Below are 26424 nucleotides of genomic sequence, written 5' to 3' on the forward strand. Positions count from 1 at the left end.
AGGGGCATGGGCGCGTGCCGGCGAGGGTTACGGGTCCCGCCGAACACATGATCCTCGTCGAACTGTCCTTGAGGAATTTAGCGGGAATCTTGCCTGTCCGGATCTTCCCATTGCGGCGAGGGCGGTATCGTCAAAGGAGGCTCGGCCACCCCCGGCGAGGCGCGAAGGAGTGAGTTGTGCGACTGCGGGCGAATGGAACCGCCATTCGGCGAAGGGAGCGATCCTATGCCTCCGAGCCCTGCCTACGCCTTTCGGCGATCTTGCGGATGCGGCTCGGGCTTTCATCATGGGGCATCGCGCTCGCGCTGCCTGGGACGACCATCGATGCTGTTTCAAGAAACCATTCTGGCAGGGGCGTGGATCATCGAGCTCGAGCCCGTCAGCGACCACCGGGGCTTTTTCACGCGGACGTTCTGCACCGACGAATATGCCCGGCACGGGCTCGAAACGTCGTTCCTGCAGCACAGCCTCTCCGGGTCCCTGACGCGCGGCACCGTGAGGGGGATGCACTTCCAGCGGCCTCCGCATGAGGAGGTCAAGGTCGTGACCTGCATCAAGGGCGAGGTGTGGGATGTCATCCTGGACCTGCGGCCCGATTCACCGACCTTCTGTCGCTGGGCGGGGTTCAAGCTGACGGCGGAGAACCGGAGGCGCATTTATATCCCGAAGGGATTTGCCCATGGTTTTCAAACCCTCTCCGACGACGCCGAAGTGAGCTATCTCATCTCGACGCCCTACAGGCCGGAATCCGCGAGCGGCGTCCGCTACGACGATCCGGCCTTCGCCATCAGATGGCCTCTCCCGGTGGCCGCGATCTCGGACCGGGACCGCGGCTGGGCCGATTTCTCACCGCCGCGGCGCAGTCGCGGCACGAGGATGCAACCCGGGCTCAATCCTCATCCGGATAGGTGATCAGCTCTTTCTCGTGAAGCCGGGCGGCGGCCTGCGCAATGATGCCGAAGGGCATGCCGGCGCGCTCCGCGATGCCGAGCAGGTCATTGTCTCCGTCGGCGAGGTTGAGAACCCATAGGAGAGCCATGCTCTTTGCAGGCCCGTCCGGATCGCCGCCGAAAGTCGAGAACAGGCCGCGCCGGCCGAGCTGCGGCTCGCATTTGGGAAGCAGGTTCACGGGACGGCGGTTGTTCTCGACGATGTCGATCGCCTTCATGACGAGGGCGTAGGACGAAGCCAGGTGCTCCGGCCTGATGAAGTCGAGATTGTCGGCGGAGGTGTGATATTCCGGGAAGGTTCCGAACTGACTGCGCTGCAGAAGGCCGACGGGAAGATTGAACCCCGGCGAGCAGAACTGACGTTCGTCGTAGCCGTAAGGCGAGAAATCGACGATCGTCGCCGCGGGCCAGTCGTGCTTGAGGAGATGGCCCATGGCCCGGTCGATCATGGCATTGCCCTGCCGGCTGCGCTTGTAGGTCGGGCCGCCCCCATCCCCGACGCAGGACACGACGAGCCCGTGCTCGATGCGCCCGACATCCGCTTCATGGGACGAGAGCCACGCGATCGCCCCGATGGTCCCGGGCGCGAACAGCACCCTGTAGCTGTAGCGCGTCTTGAGGGACGAGAGGCGCTTGGCCACGGTGGTGAGCAGAGCGAGCCCCGAGCAGTTGTCGTTAGCGAGCGAGGGATGGCAGATATGCGCCGACAGGAGAAACTCCTTCGGCGATGCGCCCGCGTGAAGGAACTCGCCATAGTTCAGGTGGCCGTCCTCCAGACTGGAATCGATCACGGCTTCATAGATCCCGTCGGGAAGCGCCTCGAGGTCCCGGTGGGCCATGCAGAACCCCCACCGCTCCTGATAATAGGAGGTCCGGTAGGGAATGAGATCGGGCTGGTCCGGAAGCGTGAAGATATGCTGCTTCAGCTCCGACAGCGGCAGTTGCACATGGACCGGCATGCTGTAGTTCAGGACATGGAGATTCGAGCGCCTGAAATCGACGACGCGCTCCCCTGCGGAATTCTTGATGAAGGCGTCGCGGATCGTCCATTCCTTCGGAACCTGCCAGTCGAACACCTGGGTTCCCGTGGGCACCGCCCGGACGTTCAAATCGATGTGACGCGACAGGGACGCGAGGGTGGTCCGGACGCCGCTTCCCGTGATGCTCCGGCAGAGGGGATAAATCTCCGACGCCAGGGCATGGATTTCTTCCCCAATGTGGGAGGTGTCTCTCGTCTCGGTGAATGTCGGGAGATATCGCATGCGTCCCTCCACGGGGGTCATCGATCGATCCAGGCCGGTCAGATCGTTTCGGGATCCGGCTTGATGTCCAGAAGCGTCAGGCCCTTGGTTTCGCCGCTCTCCTCCCCGGTTCCCGCGAGGCTGCCGCTCTCATGCTGAGGGAGCTGCGAGACCAAGGCGACGTTCTGAAGGTGAAGACGGCTTTGGTAGATCGTGTTCATCCGCGCCAGGGCCGTGCGATGGAGGTCTCCCTGCGCTTCCAGATCCAGGAATTGCTCCATCAGCTTCCCGACATCGAGCCCTTCGATGGTCTGGCAGTACTCGGCCAGCCCCATATCGGCCATCAGGTCGTCGTTCTTGCTGGAATAGCTGATCGACAGGGCCGGGCGACACAGCTTGAGCGAGCAGACGATGTTGTGAAAACGGCTTGCGACGACGAAATCCGTCATGGCGATTTCGCGCATCAGCTCGTGCAGGTTCGCGATGGGCTCCGCAACGATGGAGCCCGAGCGCGAGCCCGCCTCCATGGGCGCCAGGGCCGCGATCAGGTCCGCGACGGCCTTCCGGTCGACGGCGTCACCGGTCAGAATCCTCACGGAATATCCCTGATCGAGAATCCACGCGGTGAATGTGGCCATCTTGCCGATATAGGCGCGGTAGACGCTCTCGCCTTTCTTCGGGTTGTTCCGCCAGCCATGATAATTCATGATGCCGATGCCGACCGTGCGCGTCCGGGCGGCGGGCGGAACGAGCCCGGTTTGCGGCGCCGGAAGAGCGAAGACGAGATCGGGGAAGATCCGATCCTTGTCCGGATCGAGTCCGATTCCCGCGATGAACGCCTTCGACGTCACGTCCCTGTAGGAGCGGTAATCGGCGAGCTTCATGGCGCGTTTCATGAAAAAGCGACTGACGGGGTGGTGAATCGGGCCCGCCCCGACGCTGACGAAGCTTACCCTCGCTCCCGCCAGCTTGGCGGCCAGGCACCATCCCAGCAGCGCGGCCGGCACACCGAAAGGACTCTCGCCGAAGTCGTCGAGGATGCCGGTCCCCGGGAAGATGAGCGCATCGAGCGTCCGGCAGATCGAGTAAGCCCGCACGAAGTTTCGCAGCTCGTGGGCGATCCGGCCGAAAAGGACCATCCGGGTGCGCTGGATAGGCGAAAGAGGTTGCTGGGAACCGATCGGGAGCGCCCTGACGCCGAGGCTTCGTCGCACCTGCGCGGGATTGGTGCAGATGCAGACGATCTCGTCCTGCGGTCGCGCCGCGTTCAGGAACAGAAGCATCGCCTCCAACGATCCGTCGTTGCCGGCATTGCCTGCGCCGAATATGCCGAAAAGGCCGATTCTGGGCGCCGCCTGCGGGTTCTTCTTCCGACGCCGCCTCATGGGGAGGCCTCCACGACAAGAACCCAGTCGGTCGTGCCGGAGCTGTTGCGGCCTGCCGGCTGGAAGCGCGCAGGCCCGCCGGAACGAGGGATGTCGAGCGGCTCGGAGAAGGTTCCGCCCGCCGGATCGAACCAGCGCGCCGTCCGGCCGGATCCCGCGAGACGGGACAGATCCACCGCGATCGGCCGGAGGTCCGGAACATACACGAGCGCGTACGCGGCGTCGTCGGTCACGGCAGAGGACGGTCTGTCTCCTTCGCCCTGTCTCTCCTGTTTGAGAAAGAGGCCTGCGCGATCCGGCTCGAGCCTCCACCAGGGAAGGCTCCGAAACAGCGAGGCGAGGTGAGACATGCTCTGGCTGCCGCGCCCGTTCAGGGCTTCCTTCCATGACACCGGCGAGGGGTAGAGGCCTCCCGAGCCGAAATGCCAGACGGGATTGTTGCCGAAGATCTGCCCGGCTGCGCCCGACAGCAGCGCATGATAGGCCTGCATGCGCAGGAATTGCTCGCTGGACAGGTGCTCGTTCTCGTAAATCGCCTCGATGAGGAAAAACGGCATCCTGTCGCCCCGGGCATATTCCCGTTGGGCTGCATCGAGGACGGAACCGTAAGTGTAGAAGGTGTTGACGCCGAGCCAGGCTTCGCCGCGCCAGACATCGAGGGGCGGGACGTCGCGGGCGCAATGGGCGGTATGGAGGGCGTGTGGAGCCTCCGAGCGGATCCCTTCTGCGATGGCTCTCACGAGATCCTTCTCCGAGGGACACCCGTCCCCTCCATGAACCCAGATGATGTTGGTGAAGTCGCGATACCGCCGGCCGAGATAGCGCCCGTATTCGCGAAGCTTGTCCGGCCCGTTCTCCGCCATCGCCAGGAACCAGCCCTGCCCGCCGCCTCCCGCCCCCACATAGGAGGGTGTCAGAAGAACGAGGAAGCCGTGATCCGCAGCGCGCCTCAAGATCCAGTCGGCATGGGCGAAATACCGCTCATTCGGCGTCGAGAAGTCTCGCGCCTTCAGAAAAGGTGGATCATGGTCGATATTGGCGGGCGCATGGCTGGAGAACTGATGCTCGATGAGGTTGACCAGAAGCGTATTGAAGCCTCTGGCCCTCCGGTCGGCCAGGTAGAACTCCGCCTCGTCCTTCGTCAGCTGCGCGATCAAGGACCAGGCCGTGTCGCCGTGAATCAGAAAGGGCTTGCCCGCGGCATCCGAGAGATGGCGGGCGCCCGGCTCGATCGTCACGGGAAAGCGCACGCCGTCCGCGCTGCGCGCAGGCTCGCAGGCAAGGGCGGCAACCAGCATGGCCAGGATCAATGGATAGGTCCGGGCGATGAGCTTGGGGATCTGTTTCGCCATCCACATGCCATGCTCTATCGGGCGTGCAACATGGCAGAGGCCTTGAATTCGTCGGCGGCGTCCGAACGGTTGTAGCGCCGGTACACGACCTCCGACGGCCTCCCGATCAGAAAACGTTCGACGCCCGAGTCAAGCGCCTGTCCATAAACCTCCAATGCGCCGTCGACAGCCGCGAGCGTCGCATCGATATCCGAGTCGGTGTGGGAATAGCTGACCACGAAGGAGGGCGCGAGCACATGCCTGCGCGCCATCTCCTGGAGAAACAGGGTCCTGAAGGCCTGCGACGACGCCCCGGTCGCATCGAGGGTCGCATAGAGCAGGCAGGATGGCCGGCCGAGCACCTTGAAGTGATTTCCCAGCCGGCGCCGGGACACGATGTCCTCGATGCCGGATCTGAGAAGCGTGCCGCAGCGGACCAGGTGCTCGATGACGGGCTCGTTCTCGTAGACGCGCATCGTCGCGATGGCCGCGGCCAGCGCGTGCGTCTCGGCGCCGTGCGTGGTGGACAGAAGAAACACGCGCGGCCTATCCGAATGCGCCAGGCCGCCGAGGCGCATGAACTCCCGCTTGCCTGCCAGTGCCGAGACCGAGAACCCGTTGGCGAGCGCCTTGCCGAAGCAGGAGAGATCGGGTGTCACCCCGTAGAGCGTCTGTGCGCCGCGGGCATGCCACCTGAATCCCGTGATCATCTCGTCGAAGATCAGAAGGGCTCCGTTCGCATGGCACAGGTCCCGGAGCGCCTCGAGATAGCCCGGGAGGGGCTCCTCCGCGCGAGCCGGCTCCAGGATGAGAGCGGCGATCTGGTCGGGGTGCCGGGCGAAAAGCGTTCTCACGCTATCCAGGTCGTTGTAGCGGAACGTGAGGGTGAGATCGCGAACCGCTTGAGGAATTCCAGCGTTCATCGCCGTGGTGCCGATGAACCAGTCATCGGTCGAGAAGAAGGGATGATCCCCGCAGCAGGCGATCAGGTCCCGCCCGGTATAGGCCCGCGCCAACCGCATGGCGCCGGAGGTCGCATCGGAACCGTCCTTGCAGAACTTCACCATTTCGGCGCCTTCGATCAGGCTCAGAAACTGGTCCGCGCACTGCACCTCCACGGGAGAGGGGCGGGTGAAGTTGCAGCCGCGGGACAGCTCGCGCTGCACGGCCTCGATGACGGGCGGATACGCGTGACCGAGCCCGACGGCCCGGTTGCCCATGCCGTACTCGATGTACTCGCGATCATCCAGATCCCAAACGCGACATCCAAGTCCCCGGGCAATGAAGCCGGGCGCCGAGATCGGATATTGATCGTCGCCCTTGGCATAGGTGTGGCAGCCGCCCGGGATCAGATGATGGGCCAGAGTTTTCATGTGTTCGAACGCCGGCGATCGAGTGTTTCTTGCATCCATGCGAAGCTCCGGCGAATACGGTCTAAGAAGCGGTTTCCGACAAGGCTGAATCCGGGCGATTCCGGGAATTCGCTTGCCATTGACGACCGTACCGCGCGGCATCGCGTTGGGCAGTGCTGGAATTCGGATGATCACCCTCCGGAGGAGGGACTAGCCGGAGGGAGAGGGAGAAGGATGACGGGTGTGGGCTCGGGAGGGGCCCGCCTGCTCTTGGCTACCCTGTCTACTCCCATTGCGAACCTAGTCCCGCGGACGATGCGTCTGGAGAATGCATCTCGACGCAGCTTGCCATCCATTCTCCAGCCTGGGCGCGGCCATGAAGGTCATTTTCGTAAACCGGTATTTCTATCCCGACGAATCGGCGACCAGCCGGATGGCGACGAGCCTGGTGGAAGGGCTCTCCCGGTTGGGCCACGAACACGTCCATGTCATCACCGGCCGCGTCCGCCACGACGATACGAGCAAGACGCTCCCGAAACGGGAGCGCATCGGAGGTGTCATGGTCCACCGGGTGTGGACGACACGGTTCGGGAGAGCCGGCCTGATCGGTCGCGCCTTCGATTACCTCACGTTTCACCTGGCTCTGGTGTGGCAGCTCTTCCGCCTTGCCCGTCGCGGCGACATCTGCGTCGTCTGCACCGATCCGCCTCTCCTGTCGGTGAGCGTCCTGCTGCCGACGCTGATCATGGGGGCAAGACGGGTGAACTGGGTCATGGACCTGTTTCCCGAAGTCGCCATCGACCTCGGCCTCCTGCGCAAGAACAGCATCAAGTCCCGGCTCGCCCTTTGGATCCGGGACCTGTCGTTCGAATGGGCCGACATGAACATCGCGCTGACCGGAAAAATGGCCGAGTATCTCGCGGCGAGGGGCATTCCGTCGCACAAGCGGAGAATCATTCATCACTGGTCCGACGGGACGGCGATCAGGCCGCTCCCGTCCCAGGAGAGCAGCCTGCGCCGGGAATGGGGATTGCAGGGGAAGCTCGTCGTCGGGTATTCCGGCAATATGGGCCGGGCCCATGAATTCGCGACCGTGCTCGACGCCGCGCGGCGCCTGTCCCACCGTCGGGACATCGTCTTTCTCTTCGTGGGCGGCGGCTATCATCAGAAATGGATCGAAGGCGAGGTCGAGCGCCTGGGATTGCGGAACGTCCTCATGAAGCCGCTCCAGCCGCGCGAGAGGTTGTGCGACAGCCTCGCGGCATCGGACATCCATCTCGTGTCGCTTCTGCCGGACATGGAGCCCTACATCATTCCCAGCAAGTTCTACGGCATCGCGGCGGCGGGACGCCCGACGCTCTTCGTCGGGGACAAGGATGGCGAGATCGCCCGGACCGTGGCGCGGGCAGGCTGCGGCGCCGCGGTGGAGATCGGAGACGGGGAGGGCCTCAAGCGAGAGATCCTCGGGATGGCAGCCTCCGAACCCCTGAGGCACGCGATGGGGTCGCGCGCGCGCTCGCTGTTCGAGGCGGAATTCAGCGAGGCCCGCGGCCTCGCCGACTGGTCCAGGCTGCTGAACGACTTGAATGTGCTCCCGGCGGAGTTGCCCGTGTCGTCTTCGGGACAGGAGATTTGACCATGAGACCCAAGGTCGTCGTCAGCCAGCTGGGCGCCCGGATGCACTACGCCGTCCCGCGCATTCTCCAGGCTCACGGGCAGCTGGAGCGTCTCTATACGGATATCTGCGGCTCCAAGGGCTGGCCGAGAATGTTCGGCGCGATCCCGTCGAGCATGCGCCCCCACGCCCTGAGAAGGCTCGTGGGACGGGTTCCTTATGGCGTCCCGCCCGAGCGGATCACGACGTTTCCTCGCTTTGGAATCGAGTGCGCCGTGCGGCGAGCCAGGGCGAGGACTTTGACGGAGCGCACGGCCGTGGAGATCTGGTCCGGCCGGGTCCTGTCCGACCTCGTCGCCCGCAGCGGCTTCGGAAGCGCGCAGGCGGTCTTCGGCTATAGCGGCGAATGCCTGGGATTGCTGGAGGCCGCGCGAGCCGCGGGCCTGCGGACGATCGTCGAGCAGACGAACGCCCCGCGCGGCATCGTGAGCGAATTCTTCGACCAGGAGCAGGAGCGCTTTCCGGAATGGGAGGAGCGCGTCGGACGCAGCGCCAGCATCGCCGAGTACAACGCCCTGGAGGCCGCCGAGTGGAACGCGGCCGACGTCGTTCTCTGCGGCTCGAACTTCGTGCGCCAGAGCATCGCCCGCCAGGGCGGGCCCGTAGAACGGTGCGTCGTGGTTCCCTACGGCGTCGGGCCACGGTTCACCCTGGCCCCCAAGAAGCGCCGAGACGGACCCTTGCGCGTCCTGACGATCGGGGAGGTGGGGCTGCGCAAGGGATCTCCGTATGTCATGCAGGCCGCACGCCTGACCAGGGGCATCGCGGAGTTCCGGATGGTGGGCCTCTGCAGTCTCAGCCCCCAGATCCAGACGCTGGTCTCGTCGGTCGTCGACCTGAGAGGAGCCGTGCCCCGGTCCGAGATCCTCGAGCATTATCAATGGGCCGACGTCTTCCTGCTGCCTTCGATCTGCGAGGGATCCGCGACCGTCGTGTATGAGGCGCTCGCCGCCAGCCTGCCGGTGATCACGACGCCGAATACCGGCACGGTCGTGCGGCACGGCGTCGACGGCTATGTCGTCCCGATCCGCGATGCGGAGGCGATCGCGCATGCCATTCATCTCCTGGCGCACGACGAGGAACTGCGAATCGCCATGGCGGCGAATGCGGGGGCTCAGGCCCGAAACTACGATCTCGAGAATTACGGACGCCGCCTCACGGACGCCATCAGCCCGGAGGCAGACTATGCCTCCGTATGAAGCCATGGCTGAAACCGCGCCGGGACGGCCCCGCCCGGAACAGGGTCCAGGCCGGGGGCCCGTGAAGGTCGGGATGCTCATCGGATCCCTCGCGCCCAGGAGCGGCGGCCCGGCCGTGGTGGTGAAATCCTTGAGCCGCAGACTGCGTCAGCCGTCCCGACTGGATCTCGAAATCTTCAGTCTTCAGGAGCCCGGCAGTCCCGCCCTGCAGGACTGGCCGGATGGCGTCCCGTTGAGTCTGACCGAGGTGCAGGGGCCCCGAGTCTTCGGCTATTCGCCGATGCTTCCGCGCCTCTTGGAGCACGGAGCCTTCGATCTGCTCCATGTGCACGGGCTCTGGATGTATCAATCCATCGCGGCTCTGACATGGGCGAGACGGGGAGGGGCTCCCTATGTCGTGAGTCCGCATGGCATGCTCGATCCATGGGCGCTGCGGAACAGCCGCTGGAAGAAAAGGATCGCGGAGCGCCTGTTCGAGACGGCTCACCTGAGGCATGCCTCCTGTCTCCACGCCCTGTGCCGGCAGGAGCTCGAAGCCATCCGCGCCTATGGGCTGCGCAACCCCGTCTGCGTGATTCCGAACGGCGTCGAGCCGGCGGTCCGTGGCGTTCGAGACCCGCAATGGCGGTCGGCCCTGCCCCGGAATGCCAAGATCCTGCTGTTCTTCGGGCGGCTCCACCCGAAGAAGGGCCTGAACAATCTGATCGATGCCTGGTGGAAAGCGCTGAACGCCGGAACCCCCCACGGCAAGACCTGGCACCTGGTCGTCGCGGGCATGGGATCGGAGGCTTATCGGCGCGAGCTGATCGAACTGGTCGAGAGCCGGGGCTTGAAGGACCGGGTTCATCTCGTCGGGCCGCAATATGGCGAGGACAAGAGCGCGACCTTGCAGGCCGCCGACGCCTTCATCCTCCCCTCGGTGAGCGAAGGGCAGCCGATGGCCGTCCTTGAGGCCTGGGCGTATTCGCTCCCGGCCCTGATCACGCCCGCCTGCAATCTGCAGGAGGGATTCGAGCAGGGAGCCGCCCTTCGCATCGGGACAGATGTCGAGAGCATTGCCGACAGTCTCGCGCAGCTCTTCGGTTTGTCGCCGGAGGCGCTGCTGCGGATCGGCGATGCGGGCGCCCGCCTTGCGGCCGACACGTTCAACTGGCACCGCATCGCGGATCGGTTCGAAGAGGTTTACCGCTGGCTTCTCGGGCAGGCCGATCGGCCCGACTGCGTCGATCTCTGCACGATGCGCTAGAGCATCCGACGTGAAAAGCGAGCCTACACTTTTGACAGTGACTCAGTTTGAGGTTTGGTGTCATCCCCTTCCCGGCTGCGCCAGCAGCCGGGAAGGGGATCCACTCCCATGCGTTGAGCCATGGATTTTCTTCTCCTGCGAGGGCCTCGCCCTCTTCGGCCGGGAATGACACGCGGTTGCGAAGCTCAGCGATGCAACCGAGCCTCCGCCCACGATTGCGTTCGATTCTTCAGGCTGCATAACCGCGCTCGGAACCGGGCATCGCCTCGACCGTTCTCGGCACCCGCACACGCGCCAGGAAGAGAAGCGGGATCAGGATGACGGCCATCTGGAACCAGGCCGAGAAGACCCACTGCGTGTAGTGCGTGATCGACGTCATCGCAGGCGTGATGCTCAGAATGTAGATGATCTGCGGCAGGGCGAAGCCTTCCAGGGCCGTGTGGTAGAGCCGGCTCAGAAGATAGGCGATCAGGAAGAGCTTGAGCGCGCCGAGATAACCGAAGGATGCGAATGTATCCGCCATGGCCGTCTCGGTCGTGCCGAGATCGGGCGTGTAGAAGCGGTCGATCTGCTCGGGCAACGGGACGTAGAGCTCCTCCTTCACCTTCGCTCCGACGAGTTGCGCCGGCACGAACGTGTAGACCAGGGCATTCCAGTGGGTGAGGCCGAAATCGAAGGCCTGATTCTCATGGATGAAGTGAATGCGCAGGGCGGCGTTGCGCATCTCCGGGCCGCCCTTGTCGAGGAGCGCTCCGAAATTCCCGAGAACGTCGATCTGCGAGACCGACGACCAGTCGACACCGTTCGACCCCCGCGAATGTTCCCGGTACACCTCGACGCTCGTGAGCGCCACGCCCGCCAGCAAGGCCGCCGACAGGAACAGGACCCTCGGCACGACGATGCGTCGCTGGAAGAAGGCCGCGAGGAGAAAGGCCAGGGCGAATTCGGTCAGCTCGCCACGCTTGCCCGTCGCGAGGATCCGATCGAACAGAAAGATCGAATCGACGGCGATGATCGCGAGAGCCGGCAGCGAGATTCTGCTGGCGCAGCAAAGAACCGCGATCACGAAGCCATAGATCATCATGCGCGCGAAGAACAGATAGATCGTCAGGATGCCGCTCGGCATCGTCGTGGTGCGGATCTCCTCCGGGAGCCGGCTGATCTTGAAGAAGAAGAAAGCGCCGAACGCGGACAGGCCGCCGGCGATCCAGAGAAGATGTCTCTCGCTCAGGTGCCACCTGAAGGATCGCTGGAACGGCCGGCGGCCGGCGAGCCAGCCTAGTCCGCACATGGCTGCGCAGAGGATCGTCACGATCAGCATTCGCGGGACGGACCCGTCGGGCAGGAAGCGGTCGTCGAGGATGCCGGGGAGCTGCGGTCCCACGAATCCCAGGAACGTCGCCCCTGCGAGGAACGGATACTCGTAAATCCCGCCGCGCCGGAAGAGGCCGTGGGCAAGACAGGCGAAGCAGACCACGAGAAAGATGGAAAAGAGCAGCCAATCCATGCCTTACCCCTGCCATGCGCTTGCGTCGGCGTCACGCCGCGAGGCGGCTTGCCGGCTCTGGCGAGAACCCGCTTGCTCGCGAGCGAGAGCCGGCAGCGGGTCAAGATGGTACTTCAAGACGTAGCCGGCGATCTTGAAATATTCCAGGACGACGGCCCAGCCGTCTCGGCTCGCCGCCATGTCGACCAGCGTGGAGCAGGGTGGCGTTCCCACCGGGAGCCATTCGATGTCCGGCGAGACGGATTGGAAGCTCGCGAGAGAGCGCCGCGTGTGAAACCAGCTCGTGACGAGAAGGGCCGAGCCGATTCGATCCCGCGCCAGAAGCGGCGCGGAGAAAAGGGCGTTCTCCCAGGTGCTGCCCGATTGGCATTCGACCTCGATCGCCGATGCCGGCACCCCTCCATTGATCATGGCAAGCGCGATGTGCAGACAATCCCCGTCCCCGGCGACCAGGACGTAGGGCGCGAGGCCTTGCTTGTACAACTGCGTCGCTCTTTCCGCCCGTCGTGGGCCGTCGCCTCCGAGCACGACGATCGCATCGACGGGCTTCGGAGCAGCCTCCATCCAGAGGAGCGGCCCGGCGAGGAGAAGCAGAGCGCCATAGGCGAGCGCTCCCAGCAGCACCAGAAGCGGAGGACCCACGAGCAGCCACGCCCAGGAGAGTGGCCTCCTGTCCGCCGAAGACGGCCCGTTGTCGGCGCGAAGGTCCATCACACCGAAAGCCCCTTTTCGCGGCGGCGGATCTCCGCGATCTTGAACACGATCATGCTCTCGTAGGTCGTCAGCAGGCGGCAATAGACGTAGCCCGCCCATCCGTCGAGAATGCCGAGGCGGAAGAAGTACATGTAGAGGAACCGGAGCATCGGCCTGAAAGGCAGGCGGAACGAAAGCTCCTTCATGCCGCGTCGCCTGATCTCCGGCTTCAGGCTGATCAGATCCTTCCAGTCGAAGCCGTCACGCAGACCCTTGAGCGACTCTCGCGCCTCGTGCCAGGAGTAGCGGTTGTGCTTCTCGTACCAAGCCGTCAGGCCCTTGTTGAACGTGTAATGCAGAAAATGGCTCCTCAGGCGCCCCTCAGGGCCGTCGATCACACACCGTGAGTTGATCTCCCGCACGAAATGCGCCTTCTCCGGGCGGACCAGGCGCACCACCCAGGTGGGATAGAGGCTGCTGTTCCTGATCCAACGCCCCATGAACATCACCTTGAAGCGCACCCGGAACGCGGCCTCGGGACGATCCGGGGCCGCCGCGATGGCGAGCATCTCGTCGCGCAGCTCGGGCGTCGTGATCTCGTCCGCATCGGGGATGTAGACCCACGGGTGCTTGAAGGGGATTTCCTTGAGGCCGTAGGTATGCTGGCTGTCCTCGTTGTCGTAGACGCGCTGATACACCCTCGCGCCGGCGGCCTTGGCGATCTCCACCGTGCGGTCCGTGCTGAAGGAGTCGAGGACGACGATATCGTCGCTCCAGGAGACCGATTCGAGACATTCGGGCAGGATGTTTTCTTCGTTGTAGGTGAGAATGAGAACCGAGATGCTCATGAGTGGGCCCGCTATCGTTCAGATGGGTCGGAAGCAAGGGTGCGTGTGCGAACGAGCCTCGCCGGGTTTCCGGCCATGACGCTCCAAGGCGCGACATCCTTCATGACCGTCGAGCGGGCGCCGATGATCGATCCCGGTCCGACAGTGACGCCTGGGCCCACGAAGGCATCCGCGGCCACCCAGGCGCGTTCGCCGATCGTGATCGCAGCCGTCGTCAGGGGAAGGTGCAGATAGCGGATGTCGTGGCTCGCGGTGCAAAGAAAGCTGTATTGGCTGACGACCGAGAACGCGCCGAGTTTGACCTTGTCGACGCAATAACAGTCCACATGCGCGGACAGGCAGCTCTCATATCCCATCTCCAGGTTCCATGGAGCCCAGATCTTCGCGGATGCGTGAACCTTCGCGCTCGGGTCGATGCGCGCACCGAAAAGACGCAGAAGAAATCTCCGCCAGCCGTGCATGATCTTCGGGCTGGGCCGGAAAAGAACGAGCCACACCACCCCCCACGCGGCCCGCGCGGCACGGTTCGCGAGACTATGCGGGCTGGCAGGATAGCCCTCAGCGCGTTCGGCGCCCGTCGGCGCCAGGATCTCGGAGGAAGTCATGGGGACTCTCATGCGATGAAGCGCTCTTTCGTCAGACGGAGGAAGTTCTTGACGGGAACCGGGAGATAGCTCCTCAAGGAAGGCTCCAATCCGCCCGCCATGGACCAGTGTTGAATCGGGAGCGGCGTCGCTGTGCGGGGCGGGTCCCGGGACAGGCGCCTGAGCAGATCCCGATACGCATCCGACATGACGGCGAGGTTGAACGCGGCGTGCGCTTTCGCTCTCGCTCGCCGGGACATCGACGCCAGTCGTTCGGGATAGTCGCTCAGTTCCCGGATGGAAAGCGCGGCCCGATGCCTGTCGCCGATCGGGAAAAGGAGGCCGTCCTCGCCATGGGTGACGATGGCGCTCGTCACGCCCTTGATCTGCGAAGCGACGGGCACACAGCCGGCCGCCATCGCCTCGATGAGAGCCACGGGATAGCCCTCATACCGGGACGGCATGAGAAAGATGCCGTGCTCGGACAACAGCGTTCCGACCCGCGCCGCCGGTACGGCACCGAGAAATGTGACCCGCTCGCCCAGATCGGCACACTTTCGTCGAAGACGGGGCAGATCAGGCCCGTCGCCTGCAACCGTGAGGCGGATCTCCTCCGGCAGCTGGCGGAGGATCTCCGGCAGCCAAAAGACCCCCTTCGACGAGTCGTCGATCCTGCCAAGAAAGATGATATCGGGGCCACGTTCCTCTCTCTGGCTTTCGGAAAGGCCCCCGCGGCTCAAATCGACGCCGTTGGGAATGGTGATCGTCCAGCGCTCGTCGAAGCCGTGCCTGCCGGTGAGATCGGCCTGGATCCTGGGCGAAACGCATATGGTTGCATGGACATGCTCCCGGATCGAACGCGCTGCGGCGTAGGTTGCCGGCGTGATCGTGTGAACGACCATGATTTTCAGGAGCCGCTCCGGCAGGTAGCGCATGACGTTGGTTTCGACCCTGCCGCCGAGGACATTCACGAAGACCCCCGAAAACTCCTCTTGCTCCAGCAGATGGATGACCTCCTGCGCCATATCGACATCGGATTGCCGATCATGCCCGACCGCGAAGCCAAGATCCCGCTCACTGGCCCATTCAGGAGATTCCGCGGCCTTCCGGGCCGCCCCTCCAACACCCATCCACCGCAGATCGATGCCGAATGGAAGGAGACCGTTCCGGAGATTGCGAAAGACCGAATAGGTTCCGCCGGCATGCGGAAAGACGAAGTATGCGAGTTTCATGGGCGACGTCCGTTCGAGGGTGCGGACGTGTCGAGAGCGGGCATCCGCACGAGCGCTGCCGTGCTTCGTTCGGCCGATCTCCAAAGGACGAACAGCGTATGGAGCGCGGCGGGCACCAGAAGCCCCCAGACCAGAAGGCTATCCGGGACGCCGAGGACAGCCCCTGCCGTTCCGATGGCGCCGTGCAGCGCGCACAGCGCCACAACGATCGCGCTGGCTTGCCCCGGCGTCGCTCCGCTCTCGAGGAACAGGTGATGAAGGTGATCGCGATCGGCCGAGAAGGGACTGCGCCCTGCCCAGATCCTGCGAACGATCAGGCTGAGCGTGTCGAGAGCGGGAACGGCGAAAAGCCAGAGCAGAGCCGGCAGGCTGATCTCGCCCGTGGAGCGGCTGTTCAGGGAGATCGTGAAGAATGCGATGGCTGCGCCGAGCATGGTGCTGCCTGCATCCCCCATGAAAACGCGGGCCCGCTGGCACCATGGGTGACGCATGTTGAAGGTCAGAAAGCCCAGCGTCGCGGACAGCAACAGCAGCAAGGGAACGGTGATGCCGACCTGATCACCCGAGGAGGCCATGACGGCAAGCCAGAAGAAGGCGCATGCGGCTGCGCCGCCGGCGACCCCATCGACGCCATCGAGCATGTTGAAGGCGTTGATCAATCCGACCATGAACACGAGAGTGAAGGGAAGAGCCGCAGGCCCGAGGTGAACGCTGCCTTGTCCGAAGAGATCGCCAAGGCTGCCGATCAGGTGCCAACCGGGAATGATGATGATGGACGCTGCAATGATCTGAACCATCAGCTTGATGAGCGCAGGGATATCGAGAATGTCGTCGAGAGCGCCCAGCATCACGAGAGCGCCCGCGCCGACGATGAAGTTCCAAGGCGCTCTTTGGGCCTCCTCGGCCAGGAAGGAGGCAACGAGGAACGACATGAAGATCGCCAGTCCACCAACAAGGGGAACATGACGCCCATGCGCCTTCCTCTCTGTCGGATAATCAACAAGGCCGACGCGGAAGGCTACTCTCTCCAGCATCATGATCATCACGACGCTGAGAAGGAAGGCATTCAAGAAGTGGGTCAGATGAGGTTGCATCCTGCTGCCACCATGATTGGTACCTTTTGCGGCGCCCTTCTCGACAGGCCTGGAGCACATCGGGCAGGCGACACGGCTTCCGAGGCGAAAGCGTGCGTTCATAGTACCGCGCAATCTCGGATTGTTGCCTCTTCGCTTTTCGGGTACCGCTCTCCATCGAACGGGTCGATGCATCCACCTTTAGGTGAGAGCGAAATCTGCCATGGGTCTAGGGCGAGTGGGGACCGCGGGGGCCAGCCTCAACCTTCGAGAGTGGCCCGAGTGGCCGGAAGCTGACGCCCCGGGATGAGGTTCATGAGGATGTGCCGGATGCGCGCCGACGTATCATCCCTCCGAAGAAGATAGCCGAGAGGGGGAAGAAGGAGGAGGCTGGGCCGGCGTCGGACGGCGAAGCGCAGCAGCGCGAAGCAATCCCGCAGGCTGCCGCGGGCCAGGTTGGAAACGGCCGACCAGTAAGCGCGCTCGGCGAGGCTGCGCCGCGCCATGTGAAGCAGGTTGGACGCGCCCGGAAGAGCGGCCCCGTCGTTGGCGAAGAAGCAATCGATCGCCATCTCCGTATGGACAAGATGCCAGACATGAACCTGGGCGAGGAGTGTGGAACGATTGGATCCGTGCATGCGCAGGATCGCCTGAAACGCGTCCGTCTCTGCGACGCGTCCTCGGCATGCCAGGCGAAGCCATACATCGTAATCGTCAGAGTGCGGCAGTTCAGGCCGGTAGTGGCCTGCTTGCTTTTGAGCGGATGTCCTGACGATCAGGGCGGATCCGGGGACGTGAAACACGGCGGTGCGGCAGAACCGATCGATGAATGCGAGGCCGTCCATGATCCGCCAATCGGATTTCTGCGGCGGGATTTCAAGAGAGCTGGCCGGGGCATCCCCATAGAGAGCTGCGGCTCGCCCATAGGTGACGCTGATGTCAGGGTGCTCCTCCATGATCGCGATGGCGCGAGACAATGCCCCCGGTGTCAAAAGATCATCCGCAAAAAGCAGTAGGAAATAGTCCGCCGTAGCCCAGTCGATTCCCTCGTTGAAGGAGGCATGGGGCCCTCGATTGACACTGTGAGCAACGACACTGACCCTGGCGTCTTCCGCGGCAAGCTGACGGGCGATGTCCGCGCTGCCGTCCGTCGATCCGTTGTCGATGATGAGAACGCGCAGCTCATCGACGTCCTGATCAAGAACGCTCTGCACGCATTCTCGCAAGTAACGTCCATATTGGTAGGAAGGAATGACGACGTCGATGCTGGCCATTGAAAGCTCATCTCCTCCCGGTCGGGCGTCGGATTGTCGATTCGGTCGATCGGCATCTGCCGGACGCCACCCGGTCATGATGCCAAAAATTGTCCACCGGCGCGCTTGCCGCGAGCAAGGCTGGAAAGGACGTAGCCATCTACCCCTTTGGGTGAACAGATCTGCCTTTCGGCGCGCAGAGCAGGGTGAGCGGGATCAAGCGCTATTAAGAGATGTGTCCAATATGAGGCAAAAAACCGGCAGAATTATTCATACTGGGTAGCGGGAGTATCCGTTGTAGCCACGATCAAGCCCTATTCAGCAAAACGTTGATCTGCTTAAATTCCCAGTAGTTCGACCTTGGGTCGTAACCGAGTGCACGCTCAACAAGAGTAGATGTGCATTACAGCTTTCGCCACACAGGCTCAGTCGTTCTGATGAGGAACGCGAACGCAGCATGTTCTGCGGGCGGCCTTTTATTGCCGGAGTATCACATGTCGACTGAACAATGGAGCTTCTCACCTGTGGCAAGAGTTCTTGAGAAAGACGTTCTTGGGCGCTCACATGGCGACGATGACAGCTACGAGGCTCAGAAGAGGTGGCCCCTCGAGAGCCTCGGTCGCCTGTCGGATCTCACCATCGCCATGATCGAGCCTCGTGCCTTGATGCGCGACTGCTTCGTCCGGTCGTTGAAAGTGGCTGCACCGGGCGCGAGCATTCTCGCCTTCTCGAGCATCCGGGAATGGATCGAGTCTCCGCATCTTCACAGCCAGGCGTCCTTGGTTCTCCTCTGCCTCGGGAGCCAAAAGATAAAGGACGAAGAGACCGAACGTGGAATCTCTCTCCTGACAGGTTCTCCCCATTCGGTTCCCGTCGTCATCCTCTCGGATATGGAAGATATCGATCAGATGATGAGCGCCCTTGCCAAGGGCGTACGGGGCTTCATTCCCTCAAGCCTCAATCTGGATATTGCGATCGAAGCGATGCACTTGGTCAAGGCAGGAGGGATCTATGTGCCGGCCAACAGCCTGATGTCCTGGAAGAAAACGAGTGAGGAACAGGACACGTCGGACAAAGGCAGTGCGGATGGAAAGTTCACCGCCAGGCAATATGCCGTCCTGAAGGCTCTTCGACAGGGAAAGGCGAACAAGATCATCGCGTACGAGCTGAACATGAGGGAGAGCACGGTCAAGGTCCATGTGCGGAACATCATGAGAAAGCTCAAGGCCCGCAACAGAACCGAAGTCGCCTACCTCACAAGTCACGAAACGACGGCCTGAGGAAGTCTCGGACGTAGACGGCATGATCGGAGACCTGCTGTGACCATATCGAAGGAATCGCCTGCCCGTAGCCTTCAGATCAAGCCTCATGAGTTGATAGGAGTGATCCTTCGGAGAAAATGGATCGTCGTCGTTACGTTGATCGTCAGCGCTGCGGCCGGCCTGGGACTGACGGCTCTGCAGAAGGAGCAGTATGTCGCAACGGCGGCGATCGCCCTCGACGCGCGCAAGATCCAGGCGGTTCCCCAGGATGTCGTCGTCTCCCGGCTTTCACAGGAAAGCCCCTTCCTCCGCACTGAAATCGATGTGATCGCCTCCAGAACCATGGCCGAAGAGGTCATGCGGCACCTCGATAAGACCCAGCAACCTCTTATTGTCCAAGATGAGGTGGGCTCTACGTCCATTTTCGCGACCCTGAGATCCCTCCTCCGCCCGGGCGGTGAGAGTGAAACAGGTCTGACCATGGCGGAGTTGCAGAAGCGAAGGGTCATCGACTTCCTCCTGTCCGGTCTCCGGGTCGACAATGACGGGCGCTCCTACACGGTGTTCATCTCGTTCGCAGCGGCGGATCCGGCGCTCGCGGCGCGGGTGGCGAACGCGTACGCCGATGCGTACCTTGCGCATCTCGCATCGATCCAGACATCCGCCACGCGAGGCGTCAGTCACTGGCTGGCCGACCGACTGGGCGAGCTTCGCAGCGCGCTCGAGAATTCGGAGCGCGCCGTCCAGGCGTTTCGCCAAAGTGCGGAGCTCGTCGAGGCAAACGGCATGACGTTGCAGGCGAATCGGCTGAATGCCCTCAACCTCCAGCTCATCCAGGTTCGGGCAGAGCGCGCGGCGGCCGAGGCCAGGATCGACGTTGCAAGACAGTATAGGGTCTCCGAGACCGGCGGTGATGCCTTTGCAGAGGTCGTAAGGTCGCCCGTCATCCAGAACCTGCGACAGCAGGGAGCCCAGATCGAACGGGCCATCCAGGATCTGAACAACAGCGGTGCGACGCAGAGCGTGCAGCTCTCGTCCCTGAAAGTTCAGCAGGCGTCCCTGCGGAGGCAGGTGGATGATGAGATTTCTCGCATCGTCGACAGTCTCGCCAGCGAAGTCGAGGTGATCCTCCGCCGCGAAAACGATCTCGAACGCGCGATCGCCGAAACCTGGGAGAGAACCGCCCAGGAAAGCAAGAATCTCGTCAGGCTCCAGCAGCTCGAACGCGAGGCGAATGCGAACCGTGCGATTTATGAAAGTTTCCTCACACGGTACAAGCAAACGATCGAGCAGGAGGGGTTTGTCGCCCCGGAGGCGCGGCTGATCTCGGCGGCCGAAGTTCCCGTGTCCGCATCGGGAAGAAACCCGCTTGCCATGCTCATCTTCAGTGTGATGATCGGGACGATCGGCGCGGGCGGACTGGCATTCGCCGTCGATCGCCTGGACCGGCGCGTCCGGTCGGGCCTGCGTTTGGAGGAGCTGGTCGGTCTTCCGGTCATCGGCCGGATTCCAAGCCTGCCCAAGGAGAGCCGGCTCAAGCCGCAGGATCAGGTCGTGACGGTTCCGAGATCTGCTTACAGCGAGGCCCTCAGACGTCTTGCCGCCGCGCTGCAACGGTCCCGCTTCATGAGCCGGGCGAAAGTGATCGTGGTGACGTCATCCGAGCGGGGAGAGGGAAAATCGACCACATGCATCTCCCTGGCCCGGACGCTGGCGGCGACCGGCAAAAAGGTCATCGTGGTCGATGCCGACCTGCACCGTCCCAACGTCGCCGCCACCTTCGGGTATGGCTCGATCCCAAGTCTCAACGACCTTGTTTCGAACGCAAGGAGCCTGCTCGACATCGTCCGCCACGACGAGACGTCGGGAGCGGATTTCGTCGCCGCGAACCCCGCCAAGCAGCATCCCCATGAAATCCTGCAGGGCAGTGCCTTCAAGACGCTCATCCGCAGTCTCCGCGAACGATACGACTTCGTGATCATCGATACTCCACCCGTCCGTGCGGCGGTGGATGCCGCACTCGTGGCCGCCTATGCCGATGCGGTTCTCCTCACGGTGCGCTGGGGTGTCACGGCCGATTCGGCCGTGATGGCGGCCCTCGACGAGCTCAATATCTTTTCCGCCCCCGTGGCCGGGATTGTGCTCAACGGCGTCGATCCTCGTGGCCCGTCCTACGAGGCCATGGACATGCTCGTCGATCATCCGACGCCCGTGGCCGTCAGAAGACAGCCCGGACCCTTCTTCGAAGAGTCGGGTGCGCATTCAAGGATTCATCTGAAGACCGTCAATGTCACGAGGATGAACAGGGCTGCCAACGATCGTCCCTCAACACCACCGCTCTGAAGAGAGAGACCATGCCTCGCACATCTCGTTCATGGGGCTGCTGCTCCAAGAAGCGTTACTCACCTTGGCTCTTTAGCGCTGCCTTCCTCCTGCTCGGCCTTGGTTTCCCTCAAGCCGCCGATCAGGGCTATGCGATCGGGGAGGGCGACGTTCTGTCGATCAAGGTTTACGGTGAGGACGGATTATCCGGGCAGTATCGTGTCGGTCCTGGCGGGGTCATCAATTATCCCCTGGTGGGTGAATTCAGTGTTCAGGACCTGACCAGCGCGGACGTCACGCGCCAGCTTGCCGAGCGCGTTTCCGCGTTCAGTCCGAATGGACGTAACCTGACCGTCGAGGTGGCGGAGTACGCTCCTGTCTTCGTCGCCGGCGATGTCGAGAAGCCAGGGGCGTTCCAATTCCGGCCCAGAATGATCGTCCTCGAGCTGATGGCGCTTGCCGGCGGACCCCGCAGAGTGGCGCCGGAAGCCGAATCCAGCCTCGTCTCCCTCATCAACGCCGAGACCGAGCTCAGCGACCTCCGCCTGACGCGCTTTTCCCAGGTTGCGCTGAAGTCTCGCCTCGAGGCAGAGATCAAAGAAGCCCCGTTCGACGCCGGTGCCGTTCCGGAGGAGAGCTTCGTAACGCCGCATCTCCAGCAGCGCATCGTCAATGACGAGATCGCGCTCTTCCGGACCCGCCGGGAGGCGCGTCTGGATCAGGAAAAGGCCTTGAGCAATCAGCGCGAAGGCTACGAGCAGGAGATTCGCTCGCTCCAGTCCAGCATTGCCCTTCATGACAGCGAGGTGGCGCTCCTCGAACAGGAACTCGCCACCGCGGAGAAGCTGCTCGAACGGGGCATTACGGTTCAGCCCCGGGTGCTGGGCCTCAAGCGCGAGCTCTCGGCGGTCAAACGCAATGCGCTCGATCTTCGCCTCGCCCTGGCCCGCGCGAAACAGAAACAGCTTGAAATCGACCTGAAGCTCGTCGAGGTTCGCAACACGAGGATTGGCGAGAACACGCAGAATCTGAAGGAGCTCAACCTGACGATTGCACGGACCGAGCAGAAAATCGCCTCCGCCGTTTCCGTGATCGCCGAACTGCAGGCGAAGCTCGGCGAGCGTACCGGCCCACGGTCGTGGAGAACCGTCTTCACGCTCACGCGTCGATCCGCAGGGCAGTACAGCTCGATGGAAGTGGACGATCTCGCGGCCATCCGGCCAGGCGACATTCTACGGGTGGAGCGTCGGGAGGTGGCACAGGCACGGGCCGCCAGCCAATCGCGCCCGCGCGGCGCCTCGGCCCAGATTTCTGCAGACATCAATTGACAAGGCGAGGACGGAGACGATCAACATGAGAATCCTGATCACGGGAAACATGGGCTATGTGGGACCCGTTCTGGTCCGACACCTGCGGATGCAGCGCCCGGAGGCCTGGATCGCCGGTTACGACACCGGCTATTTCGGGCATTGTCTGACGGATGCAAGCCTCCTTCCGGAGTGCCAGGCCAACGTTCAAGTCTTCGGCGATGTCCGCCAGATCCCGCGGGACGCCTTGTCCGGCATCGATGCCGTCATCCAGCTGGCGGCCATCTCCAACGACCCGATGGGCAGCAAGTTCGAGACGCCCACAAACGAGATCAATCACCTGGCGAGCGTCCGGCTTGCCGAGATGGCTCGAGACGCCGGCGTCAAGCGCTATATCTTCGCGTCGAGCTGCAGCATGTACGGCGCTGCCGGAGACAGGCCGCGGCTGGAGACCGATCCGCTGAACCCGCTGACCGCCTATGCTCGCTCGAAGCTCGCCACGGAAGAGAGTCTTCGGACCATGGATCGTGGCGACATGGTGGTGACGGCTCTTCGTTTTGCAACCGCCTGCGGAATGTCTCCGCGTCTGCGGCTCGATCTCGTTCTGAACGATTTCGTCGCCTGCGCTCTGGCGAATGGCGAGATCACGGTTCTGAGCGACGGAACGCCGTGGCGGCCCCTGATCCATGTGGAGGACATGGCCCGTGCGATCGACTGGGCCTTGGAGCGGACCTCGGAAGCGGGAGACTTTCTGGCCGTGAATGCCGGCAGCGAGGCCTGGAACCATCAGGTGCGCGACCTCGCCAATGCCGTTGCGGACATGATTCCCGGGGTGCGGGTCACCATCAATGCCGATGCTCCGCCCGACAGGCGCTCATACCGCGTCGACTTCAGCCTGTTCCGGAAGCTCGCGCCCGACCATCAGCCGCAGGTTTCTCTGGCCGCCGCCATCGGAGGCTTGAAGAAGGGGCTCGAGCGGATGAACTTCAAGGACGGTGCTTTCCGCAACTCGTCCTTCATGCGTCTCAAAGTGCTCGAAGAGCATATCTCGGCGGGTCGTCTGAGCAACGATCTCTACTGGCGGTCGGGCGACAACGAGCGGCTGGCGCATCAGGCCATGCCGAGCATCGATGCTGCCCTTGCTCATGTGAGGCCTGCAAGGGAGAAGCTCGCGTTGTGAGCTTTCCTCTGATGTCCCGGAATCCGCCCAGGCCGAAGCGCAGGCATCCTTGATGCGCGAGCGCCCAGACTGATCCGCCTGGGCGTCGACCTGCGGATGGCTCATCGCGCCGGCATGCCTGTTTCGATGATCTTCGCCCAGAGCGACACGCCATAGGGCGTGGCCGCATCGTTGAAGTCGTAGGCGGGGTGATGCACGCCCGCCGTGTCGCCGTTCCCGAGGAAGATATAGGCGCCCGGGCGCTTCTCCAGCATGTAGGAGAAATCCTCGGCGCCCATTTCCGGCGGAAACTGCGTCTGCACGGCGCTCTCGCCGGCAACGGCCTTCGCGACCGAGGCGACGAACTCGGTTTTCTCGGCGTCGTTCACGGTTACGGGATAGCCGCGATCATACCTGATGGAAGCCCTCGCTCCGAAGGATGCGCAGGTGTTCTCGACGATGGTGCGGATCCGCGTTTCCGCCAGGTCGCGGATGGCGGCCGAGAGCGTGCGTACGGTGCCGAGCAGCGTCGCGGTCTGCGGAATGACGTTGAAGGTGTCGCCCGCCTTGACGGAGCAGACGGACACCACGACCGATTCGAGCGGGTCGACGCTGCGGGACGCCACGGATTGCAGGGCGGTGATCATGTGCGCAGCCGTCACGATGGGATCGATGCATTTGTGGGGATAGGCCGCGTGGCCGCCCTTGCCCTCGATGGTGATCGTAAAACGATCCGCCGCCGCCATGACCGGCCCCTTGCGCATGGCGAAATGCCCCACCGCCACGCCCGGCCAGTTGTGCATGCCGTAGACCTCCTGGATGCCGAAGCGCTCCATGAGGCCGTCTTTCACCATGGCGTCGCCACCGCCGCCGCCCTCCTCCGCCGGCTGGAAGATCATCACCGCCGTTCCGTCGAAATTGCGCGTTTCGGCAAGGTACTTCGCTGCGCCGAGCAGCATGGCGGTATGGCCGTCGTGGCCGCAGGCATGCATCTTGCCCGGCACCTTGGACGTGTAGGGCAGGTCGGTCGCTTCCAGGATCGGCAGGGCGTCCATGTCCGCGCGCAGGCCGATGACCCTGCCGGACGAGTTCGTCCTGCCCTTGATGATGCCGACGACGCCCGTGCGGCCGATGCCGGTCACCACCTCGTCGCATCCGAAGCTCTTCAGCTTCTCCGCGACGATCCCGGCCGTGCGATGAACGTCGTATCCAAGCTCGGGGTTCTCGTGGAAATCCCGCCGCCAGGTGGTGATCTCATCGGCGAGATCGGCAACGCGGTTGATGATGGCCATGGAATATCCTTTGCACGAATCGAGCGCCCGCCAGCGAACCAGAGGCGGGTGGCATCGGTCAACATGAATGGAAACGGCTCTCTTCTCCGGCTTGCCGCATTTCCGGGGCGGCGAACCGGGCCCACGTTGCCGAAAATGCTCCAGGGCAGCCCCTCGCTCAGCGCAGGCGGCGCAGAATGGCCTTCGGACGTTTGGTGCGGAACTGCCCGCGTTCGACGGCCACGAAAACCAGCACCAGAACGACGAGCGCCGTGAACCACCAGACCTGGGCGGTGCCGATGCCGCAGGCACCGAGGGCGAAAGCCGTGGCGAAGGATGCCATGATGCCGGGTCCGAGGATGGGGCGATGCCCTCGCGCGCCGAAAGCGGCCTGGAGGAGCAGCACGGCCCCGGACACGGCCCCCACGATGCCGAGTTCGTACCAGACCTCGAACAGGAGACTGAAGGGAGCCGCGGGAGGCAAGAGGCCGAACAGACGTCCGCGCCAGGCCGTTTCGAGCCCGTGGCCGGTGAGAAAGCGCAGGGGCTCCTTGAGCACGAGGGCCTGCCAGATATCGAGGCTCGCCATGCTGGACGAGCTTGCCCCCAGCATCCCGGCCACGGGCTTCAGGACGAAAGGCAGAACAGGCGCGGCGATCAGAAGCCCTGCCATGAGCAGGCCGATCAGGCGAGAACCGGTTCGCGGGCTGGCGGCCGTCAGGGCAAAAGCGAGGGCCCCGACGACGAGACCGATGGAGGGCAGGGGATCCGCCGTGAGGAAGGTGCCCACGGCGACCGTCAGGGCCAGCGCGACCGCTTCCAGGTTTCGTCCTCGGGAGTGAAGCCATGTCAATGCGGGCCAGAGCAACAGGACGAGGACGACCATGCCGCGCTCCACGCCCAGCCCATCGGGCTCAAGGTGGCCGCCACCCTTGAGGAGCATGGCGATGCCGACCAGGCCAGCAAGGCCCGCCCCGACCGGGAGCAGGTACAGGTTGGCGGAGCGCATCCGTTCCGGCAGGGCCAGATAACCTGCCGCCGCGGTCAAGCCCATCGCGATGATGTTGAGGAGCCGTTCCGAGGCCTGGGGCACGAAGGGGGTCCAGATCAGCGACAGGGCCGCCCAGAACACCAGGAGGAGCCCCGCGAGTCCGGCGCGCGAGGTCACGAGGCCCATGGCCCTCTGCCGGGGGTTCGTCGCGCTTCCGTCGAGAAACGCCGCTATGACGATGAGCGCCACCGCCAGGGGCGTCATCACCACGAGGGCGCGGCGGGTGAAAAGCGCCGCCAGCGGAATGGCGAACAGCAAAATCGCGAAACCGAGGCGCCGCAACAGGGCGGCGGCGTCGGTGGAGGGATTGGCCGTTGGAAAGGCGGATCGAACCATGCGGGCTGGCAATCGTCGGTTGGGCGATCAGGGAAGGGTCAAGCTAATCGACCAAGAGAGCGAATGCTGTAGGTGTCGTGCAACACATCCCGGACCTTTAAACTCAAGCTGCCTGTCATAGCCTGTCGGCCGGCCTGGTTCGCGCGT

General features: G+C 63.6%; 21 protein-coding genes. 8 read left to right on the forward strand and 13 right to left on the reverse strand.

All coding sequences use genetic code 11. The features are described from left to right. Positions 1-324 precede the first annotated feature (324 nt). Positions 325-912 carry a dTDP-4-dehydrorhamnose 3,5-epimerase gene (gene rfbC / locus E4K09_RS19270; protein ID WP_134499355.1) on the forward strand — a complete coding sequence of 196 codons (588 nt, stop codon included), beginning with the start codon at positions 325-327 and terminating at the stop codon, positions 910-912. Here rfbC and E4K09_RS19275 read toward each other — a convergent pair. The 4 genes from E4K09_RS19275 to E4K09_RS19290 are packed head-to-tail and all read right to left on the reverse strand — an operon-like array spanning position 890 to position 6280. Next, positions 890-2212: a DUF4910 domain-containing protein gene (locus E4K09_RS19275; RefSeq protein WP_134499435.1), complete on the reverse strand. Its 1323-nt coding sequence runs from the start codon at positions 2210-2212 to the stop codon at positions 890-892. The two genes, rfbC and E4K09_RS19275, sit on opposite strands and share 23 nt — an antisense overlap. Before the next feature lie 38 nt (positions 2213-2250). Next, a complete protein-coding gene (locus E4K09_RS19280) occupies positions 2251-3576 on the reverse strand; it encodes a polysaccharide pyruvyl transferase family protein (RefSeq protein ID WP_134499356.1) in 1326 nt (441 codons plus the stop codon). Then, positions 3573-4928, reverse strand: a complete 1356-nt coding sequence (locus tag E4K09_RS19285) for a glycoside hydrolase family 140 protein (RefSeq protein WP_244610598.1) — start codon at positions 4926-4928, stop codon at positions 3573-3575. Before E4K09_RS19285 ends, E4K09_RS19280 begins: the two co-directional genes overlap by 4 nt. Before the next feature lie 14 nt (positions 4929-4942). Continuing rightward, entirely contained in the window at positions 4943-6280 is a 1338-nt protein-coding gene (locus tag E4K09_RS19290; protein WP_244610599.1) for a glutamate-1-semialdehyde 2,1-aminomutase, read from the reverse strand. A 355-nt stretch (positions 6281-6635) separates the two neighbouring features. On the opposite strand from E4K09_RS19290, the gene E4K09_RS19295 reads away from it, so the two are divergent. The 3 genes from E4K09_RS19295 (at position 6636) to E4K09_RS19305 (ending at position 10379) form a co-directional block, all read left to right on the forward strand. Further along, positions 6636-7895: a glycosyltransferase family 4 protein gene (locus E4K09_RS19295; RefSeq protein WP_166802411.1), complete on the forward strand. Its 1260-nt coding sequence runs from the start codon at positions 6636-6638 to the stop codon at positions 7893-7895. A gap of 2 nt (positions 7896-7897) precedes the next feature. After that, positions 7898-9133: a glycosyltransferase family 4 protein gene (locus E4K09_RS19300; RefSeq protein WP_134499359.1), complete on the forward strand. Its 1236-nt coding sequence runs from the start codon at positions 7898-7900 to the stop codon at positions 9131-9133. A gap of 73 nt (positions 9134-9206) precedes the next feature. Then, positions 9207-10379, forward strand: coding sequence for a glycosyltransferase (locus tag E4K09_RS19305; protein WP_166802412.1), 1173 nt, complete (start codon positions 9207-9209; stop codon positions 10377-10379). Between the two features lie 229 nt (positions 10380-10608). Here the strand turns inward: E4K09_RS19305 and E4K09_RS19310 are convergent, their stop codons facing one another. The 7 genes from E4K09_RS19310 to E4K09_RS19340 form a co-directional block, all read right to left on the reverse strand. Next, positions 10609-11886, reverse strand: coding sequence for a hypothetical protein (locus tag E4K09_RS19310; RefSeq protein ID WP_134499361.1), 1278 nt, complete (start codon positions 11884-11886; stop codon positions 10609-10611). A gap of 3 nt (positions 11887-11889) precedes the next feature. After that, positions 11890-12597 carry a YdcF family protein gene (locus tag E4K09_RS19315; RefSeq protein WP_166802413.1) on the reverse strand — a complete coding sequence of 236 codons (708 nt, stop codon included), beginning with the start codon at positions 12595-12597 and terminating at the stop codon, positions 11890-11892. Then, positions 12597-13427: a glycosyltransferase family 2 protein gene (locus E4K09_RS19320; RefSeq protein WP_134499363.1), complete on the reverse strand. Its 831-nt coding sequence runs from the start codon at positions 13425-13427 to the stop codon at positions 12597-12599. The genes E4K09_RS19315 and E4K09_RS19320 overlap by 1 nt, the downstream gene beginning before the upstream one ends. Before the next feature lie 11 nt (positions 13428-13438). Then, the gene (locus tag E4K09_RS30745; protein ID WP_134499364.1) at positions 13439-14032 is read right to left on the reverse strand and encodes an LbetaH domain-containing protein; all 594 of its coding nucleotides are present in this window, start codon (positions 14030-14032) and stop codon (positions 13439-13441) included. 8 nt (positions 14033-14040) lie between these two features. After that, positions 14041-15243 carry a glycosyltransferase family 4 protein gene (locus E4K09_RS19330; protein WP_134499365.1) on the reverse strand — a complete coding sequence of 401 codons (1203 nt, stop codon included), beginning with the start codon at positions 15241-15243 and terminating at the stop codon, positions 14041-14043. Further along, positions 15240-16337 carry an MraY family glycosyltransferase gene (locus E4K09_RS19335; protein WP_166802414.1) on the reverse strand — a complete coding sequence of 366 codons (1098 nt, stop codon included), beginning with the start codon at positions 16335-16337 and terminating at the stop codon, positions 15240-15242. The genes E4K09_RS19330 and E4K09_RS19335 overlap by 4 nt, the downstream gene beginning before the upstream one ends. 239 nt (positions 16338-16576) lie before the next feature. Next, complete coding sequence (locus tag E4K09_RS19340; protein WP_244610600.1) at positions 16577-17590, reverse strand: glycosyltransferase family 2 protein; 1014 nt, start codon at positions 17588-17590, stop codon at positions 16577-16579. A gap of 473 nt (positions 17591-18063) precedes the next feature. Here E4K09_RS19340 and E4K09_RS19345 point away from each other — a divergent pair, with 473 nt between their 5' ends. From E4K09_RS19345 to E4K09_RS19360, 4 genes are all read left to right on the forward strand, one after another. Next, the gene (locus E4K09_RS19345; RefSeq protein WP_166802415.1) at positions 18064-18849 is read left to right on the forward strand and encodes a LuxR C-terminal-related transcriptional regulator; all 786 of its coding nucleotides are present in this window, start codon (positions 18064-18066) and stop codon (positions 18847-18849) included. A gap of 102 nt (positions 18850-18951) precedes the next feature. After that, positions 18952-21174, forward strand: coding sequence for a GumC family protein (locus E4K09_RS19350; protein ID WP_166802416.1), 2223 nt, complete (start codon positions 18952-18954; stop codon positions 21172-21174). 11 nt (positions 21175-21185) lie between these two features. Beyond that, positions 21186-22481: a polysaccharide biosynthesis/export family protein gene (locus E4K09_RS19355; RefSeq protein WP_134499370.1), complete on the forward strand. Its 1296-nt coding sequence runs from the start codon at positions 21186-21188 to the stop codon at positions 22479-22481. Between the two features lie 25 nt (positions 22482-22506). Then, positions 22507-23640, forward strand: coding sequence for an NAD-dependent epimerase/dehydratase family protein (locus E4K09_RS19360; RefSeq protein ID WP_134499371.1), 1134 nt, complete (start codon positions 22507-22509; stop codon positions 23638-23640). A gap of 101 nt (positions 23641-23741) precedes the next feature. On the opposite strand, the gene E4K09_RS19365 is transcribed toward E4K09_RS19360, so the two are convergent. Together E4K09_RS19365 and E4K09_RS19370 are read right to left on the reverse strand one after the other, a co-directional pair. Beyond that, positions 23742-24911, reverse strand: coding sequence for a M20 aminoacylase family protein (locus tag E4K09_RS19365; RefSeq protein WP_134499372.1), 1170 nt, complete (start codon positions 24909-24911; stop codon positions 23742-23744). 157 nt (positions 24912-25068) lie between these two features. Next, the gene (locus E4K09_RS19370; RefSeq protein WP_134499373.1) at positions 25069-26277 is read right to left on the reverse strand and encodes a peptide ABC transporter permease; all 1209 of its coding nucleotides are present in this window, start codon (positions 26275-26277) and stop codon (positions 25069-25071) included. Positions 26278-26424 lie beyond the last annotated feature (147 nt).

Source organism: Microvirga pakistanensis (genome assembly GCF_004458765.1).
Classification (GTDB): domain Bacteria; phylum Pseudomonadota; class Alphaproteobacteria; order Rhizobiales; family Beijerinckiaceae; genus Microvirga; species Microvirga pakistanensis.

Bases quoted from the DNA above. Each gene is read 5' to 3' on its own strand.
- rfbC (WP_134499355.1), top strand. From the start codon at position 325: ATGCTGTTTCAAGAAACCATTCTGGCAGGGGCGTGGATCATCGAGCTC.
- E4K09_RS19275 (WP_134499435.1), bottom strand. From the start codon at position 2,212: ATGCGATATCTCCCGACATTCACCGAGACGAGAGACACCTCCCACATT.
- E4K09_RS19280 (WP_134499356.1), bottom strand. From the start codon at position 3,576: ATGAGGCGGCGTCGGAAGAAGAACCCGCAGGCGGCGCCCAGAATCGGC.
- E4K09_RS19285 (WP_244610598.1), bottom strand. From the start codon at position 4,928: ATGGCGAAACAGATCCCCAAGCTCATCGCCCGGACCTATCCATTGATC.
- E4K09_RS19290 (WP_244610599.1), bottom strand. From the start codon at position 6,280: ATGAAAACTCTGGCCCATCATCTGATCCCGGGCGGCTGCCACACCTAT.
- E4K09_RS19295 (WP_166802411.1), top strand. From the start codon at position 6,636: ATGAAGGTCATTTTCGTAAACCGGTATTTCTATCCCGACGAATCGGCG.
- E4K09_RS19300 (WP_134499359.1), top strand. From the start codon at position 7,898: ATGAGACCCAAGGTCGTCGTCAGCCAGCTGGGCGCCCGGATGCACTAC.
- E4K09_RS19305 (WP_166802412.1), top strand. From the start codon at position 9,207: ATGCTCATCGGATCCCTCGCGCCCAGGAGCGGCGGCCCGGCCGTGGTG.
- E4K09_RS19310 (WP_134499361.1), bottom strand. From the start codon at position 11,886: ATGGATTGGCTGCTCTTTTCCATCTTTCTCGTGGTCTGCTTCGCCTGT.
- E4K09_RS19315 (WP_166802413.1), bottom strand. From the start codon at position 12,597: ATGGACCTTCGCGCCGACAACGGGCCGTCTTCGGCGGACAGGAGGCCA.
- E4K09_RS19320 (WP_134499363.1), bottom strand. From the start codon at position 13,427: ATGAGCATCTCGGTTCTCATTCTCACCTACAACGAAGAAAACATCCTG.
- E4K09_RS30745 (WP_134499364.1), bottom strand. From the start codon at position 14,032: ATGACTTCCTCCGAGATCCTGGCGCCGACGGGCGCCGAACGCGCTGAG.
- E4K09_RS19330 (WP_134499365.1), bottom strand. From the start codon at position 15,243: ATGAAACTCGCATACTTCGTCTTTCCGCATGCCGGCGGAACCTATTCG.
- E4K09_RS19335 (WP_166802414.1), bottom strand. From the start codon at position 16,337: ATGCAACCTCATCTGACCCACTTCTTGAATGCCTTCCTTCTCAGCGTC.
- E4K09_RS19340 (WP_244610600.1), bottom strand. From the start codon at position 17,590: ATGGCCAGCATCGACGTCGTCATTCCTTCCTACCAATATGGACGTTAC.
- E4K09_RS19345 (WP_166802415.1), top strand. From the start codon at position 18,064: ATGTCGACTGAACAATGGAGCTTCTCACCTGTGGCAAGAGTTCTTGAG.
- E4K09_RS19355 (WP_134499370.1), top strand. From the start codon at position 21,186: ATGCCTCGCACATCTCGTTCATGGGGCTGCTGCTCCAAGAAGCGTTAC.
- E4K09_RS19360 (WP_134499371.1), top strand. From the start codon at position 22,507: ATGAGAATCCTGATCACGGGAAACATGGGCTATGTGGGACCCGTTCTG.
- E4K09_RS19365 (WP_134499372.1), bottom strand. From the start codon at position 24,911: ATGGCCATCATCAACCGCGTTGCCGATCTCGCCGATGAGATCACCACC.
- E4K09_RS19370 (WP_134499373.1), bottom strand. From the start codon at position 26,277: ATGGTTCGATCCGCCTTTCCAACGGCCAATCCCTCCACCGACGCCGCC.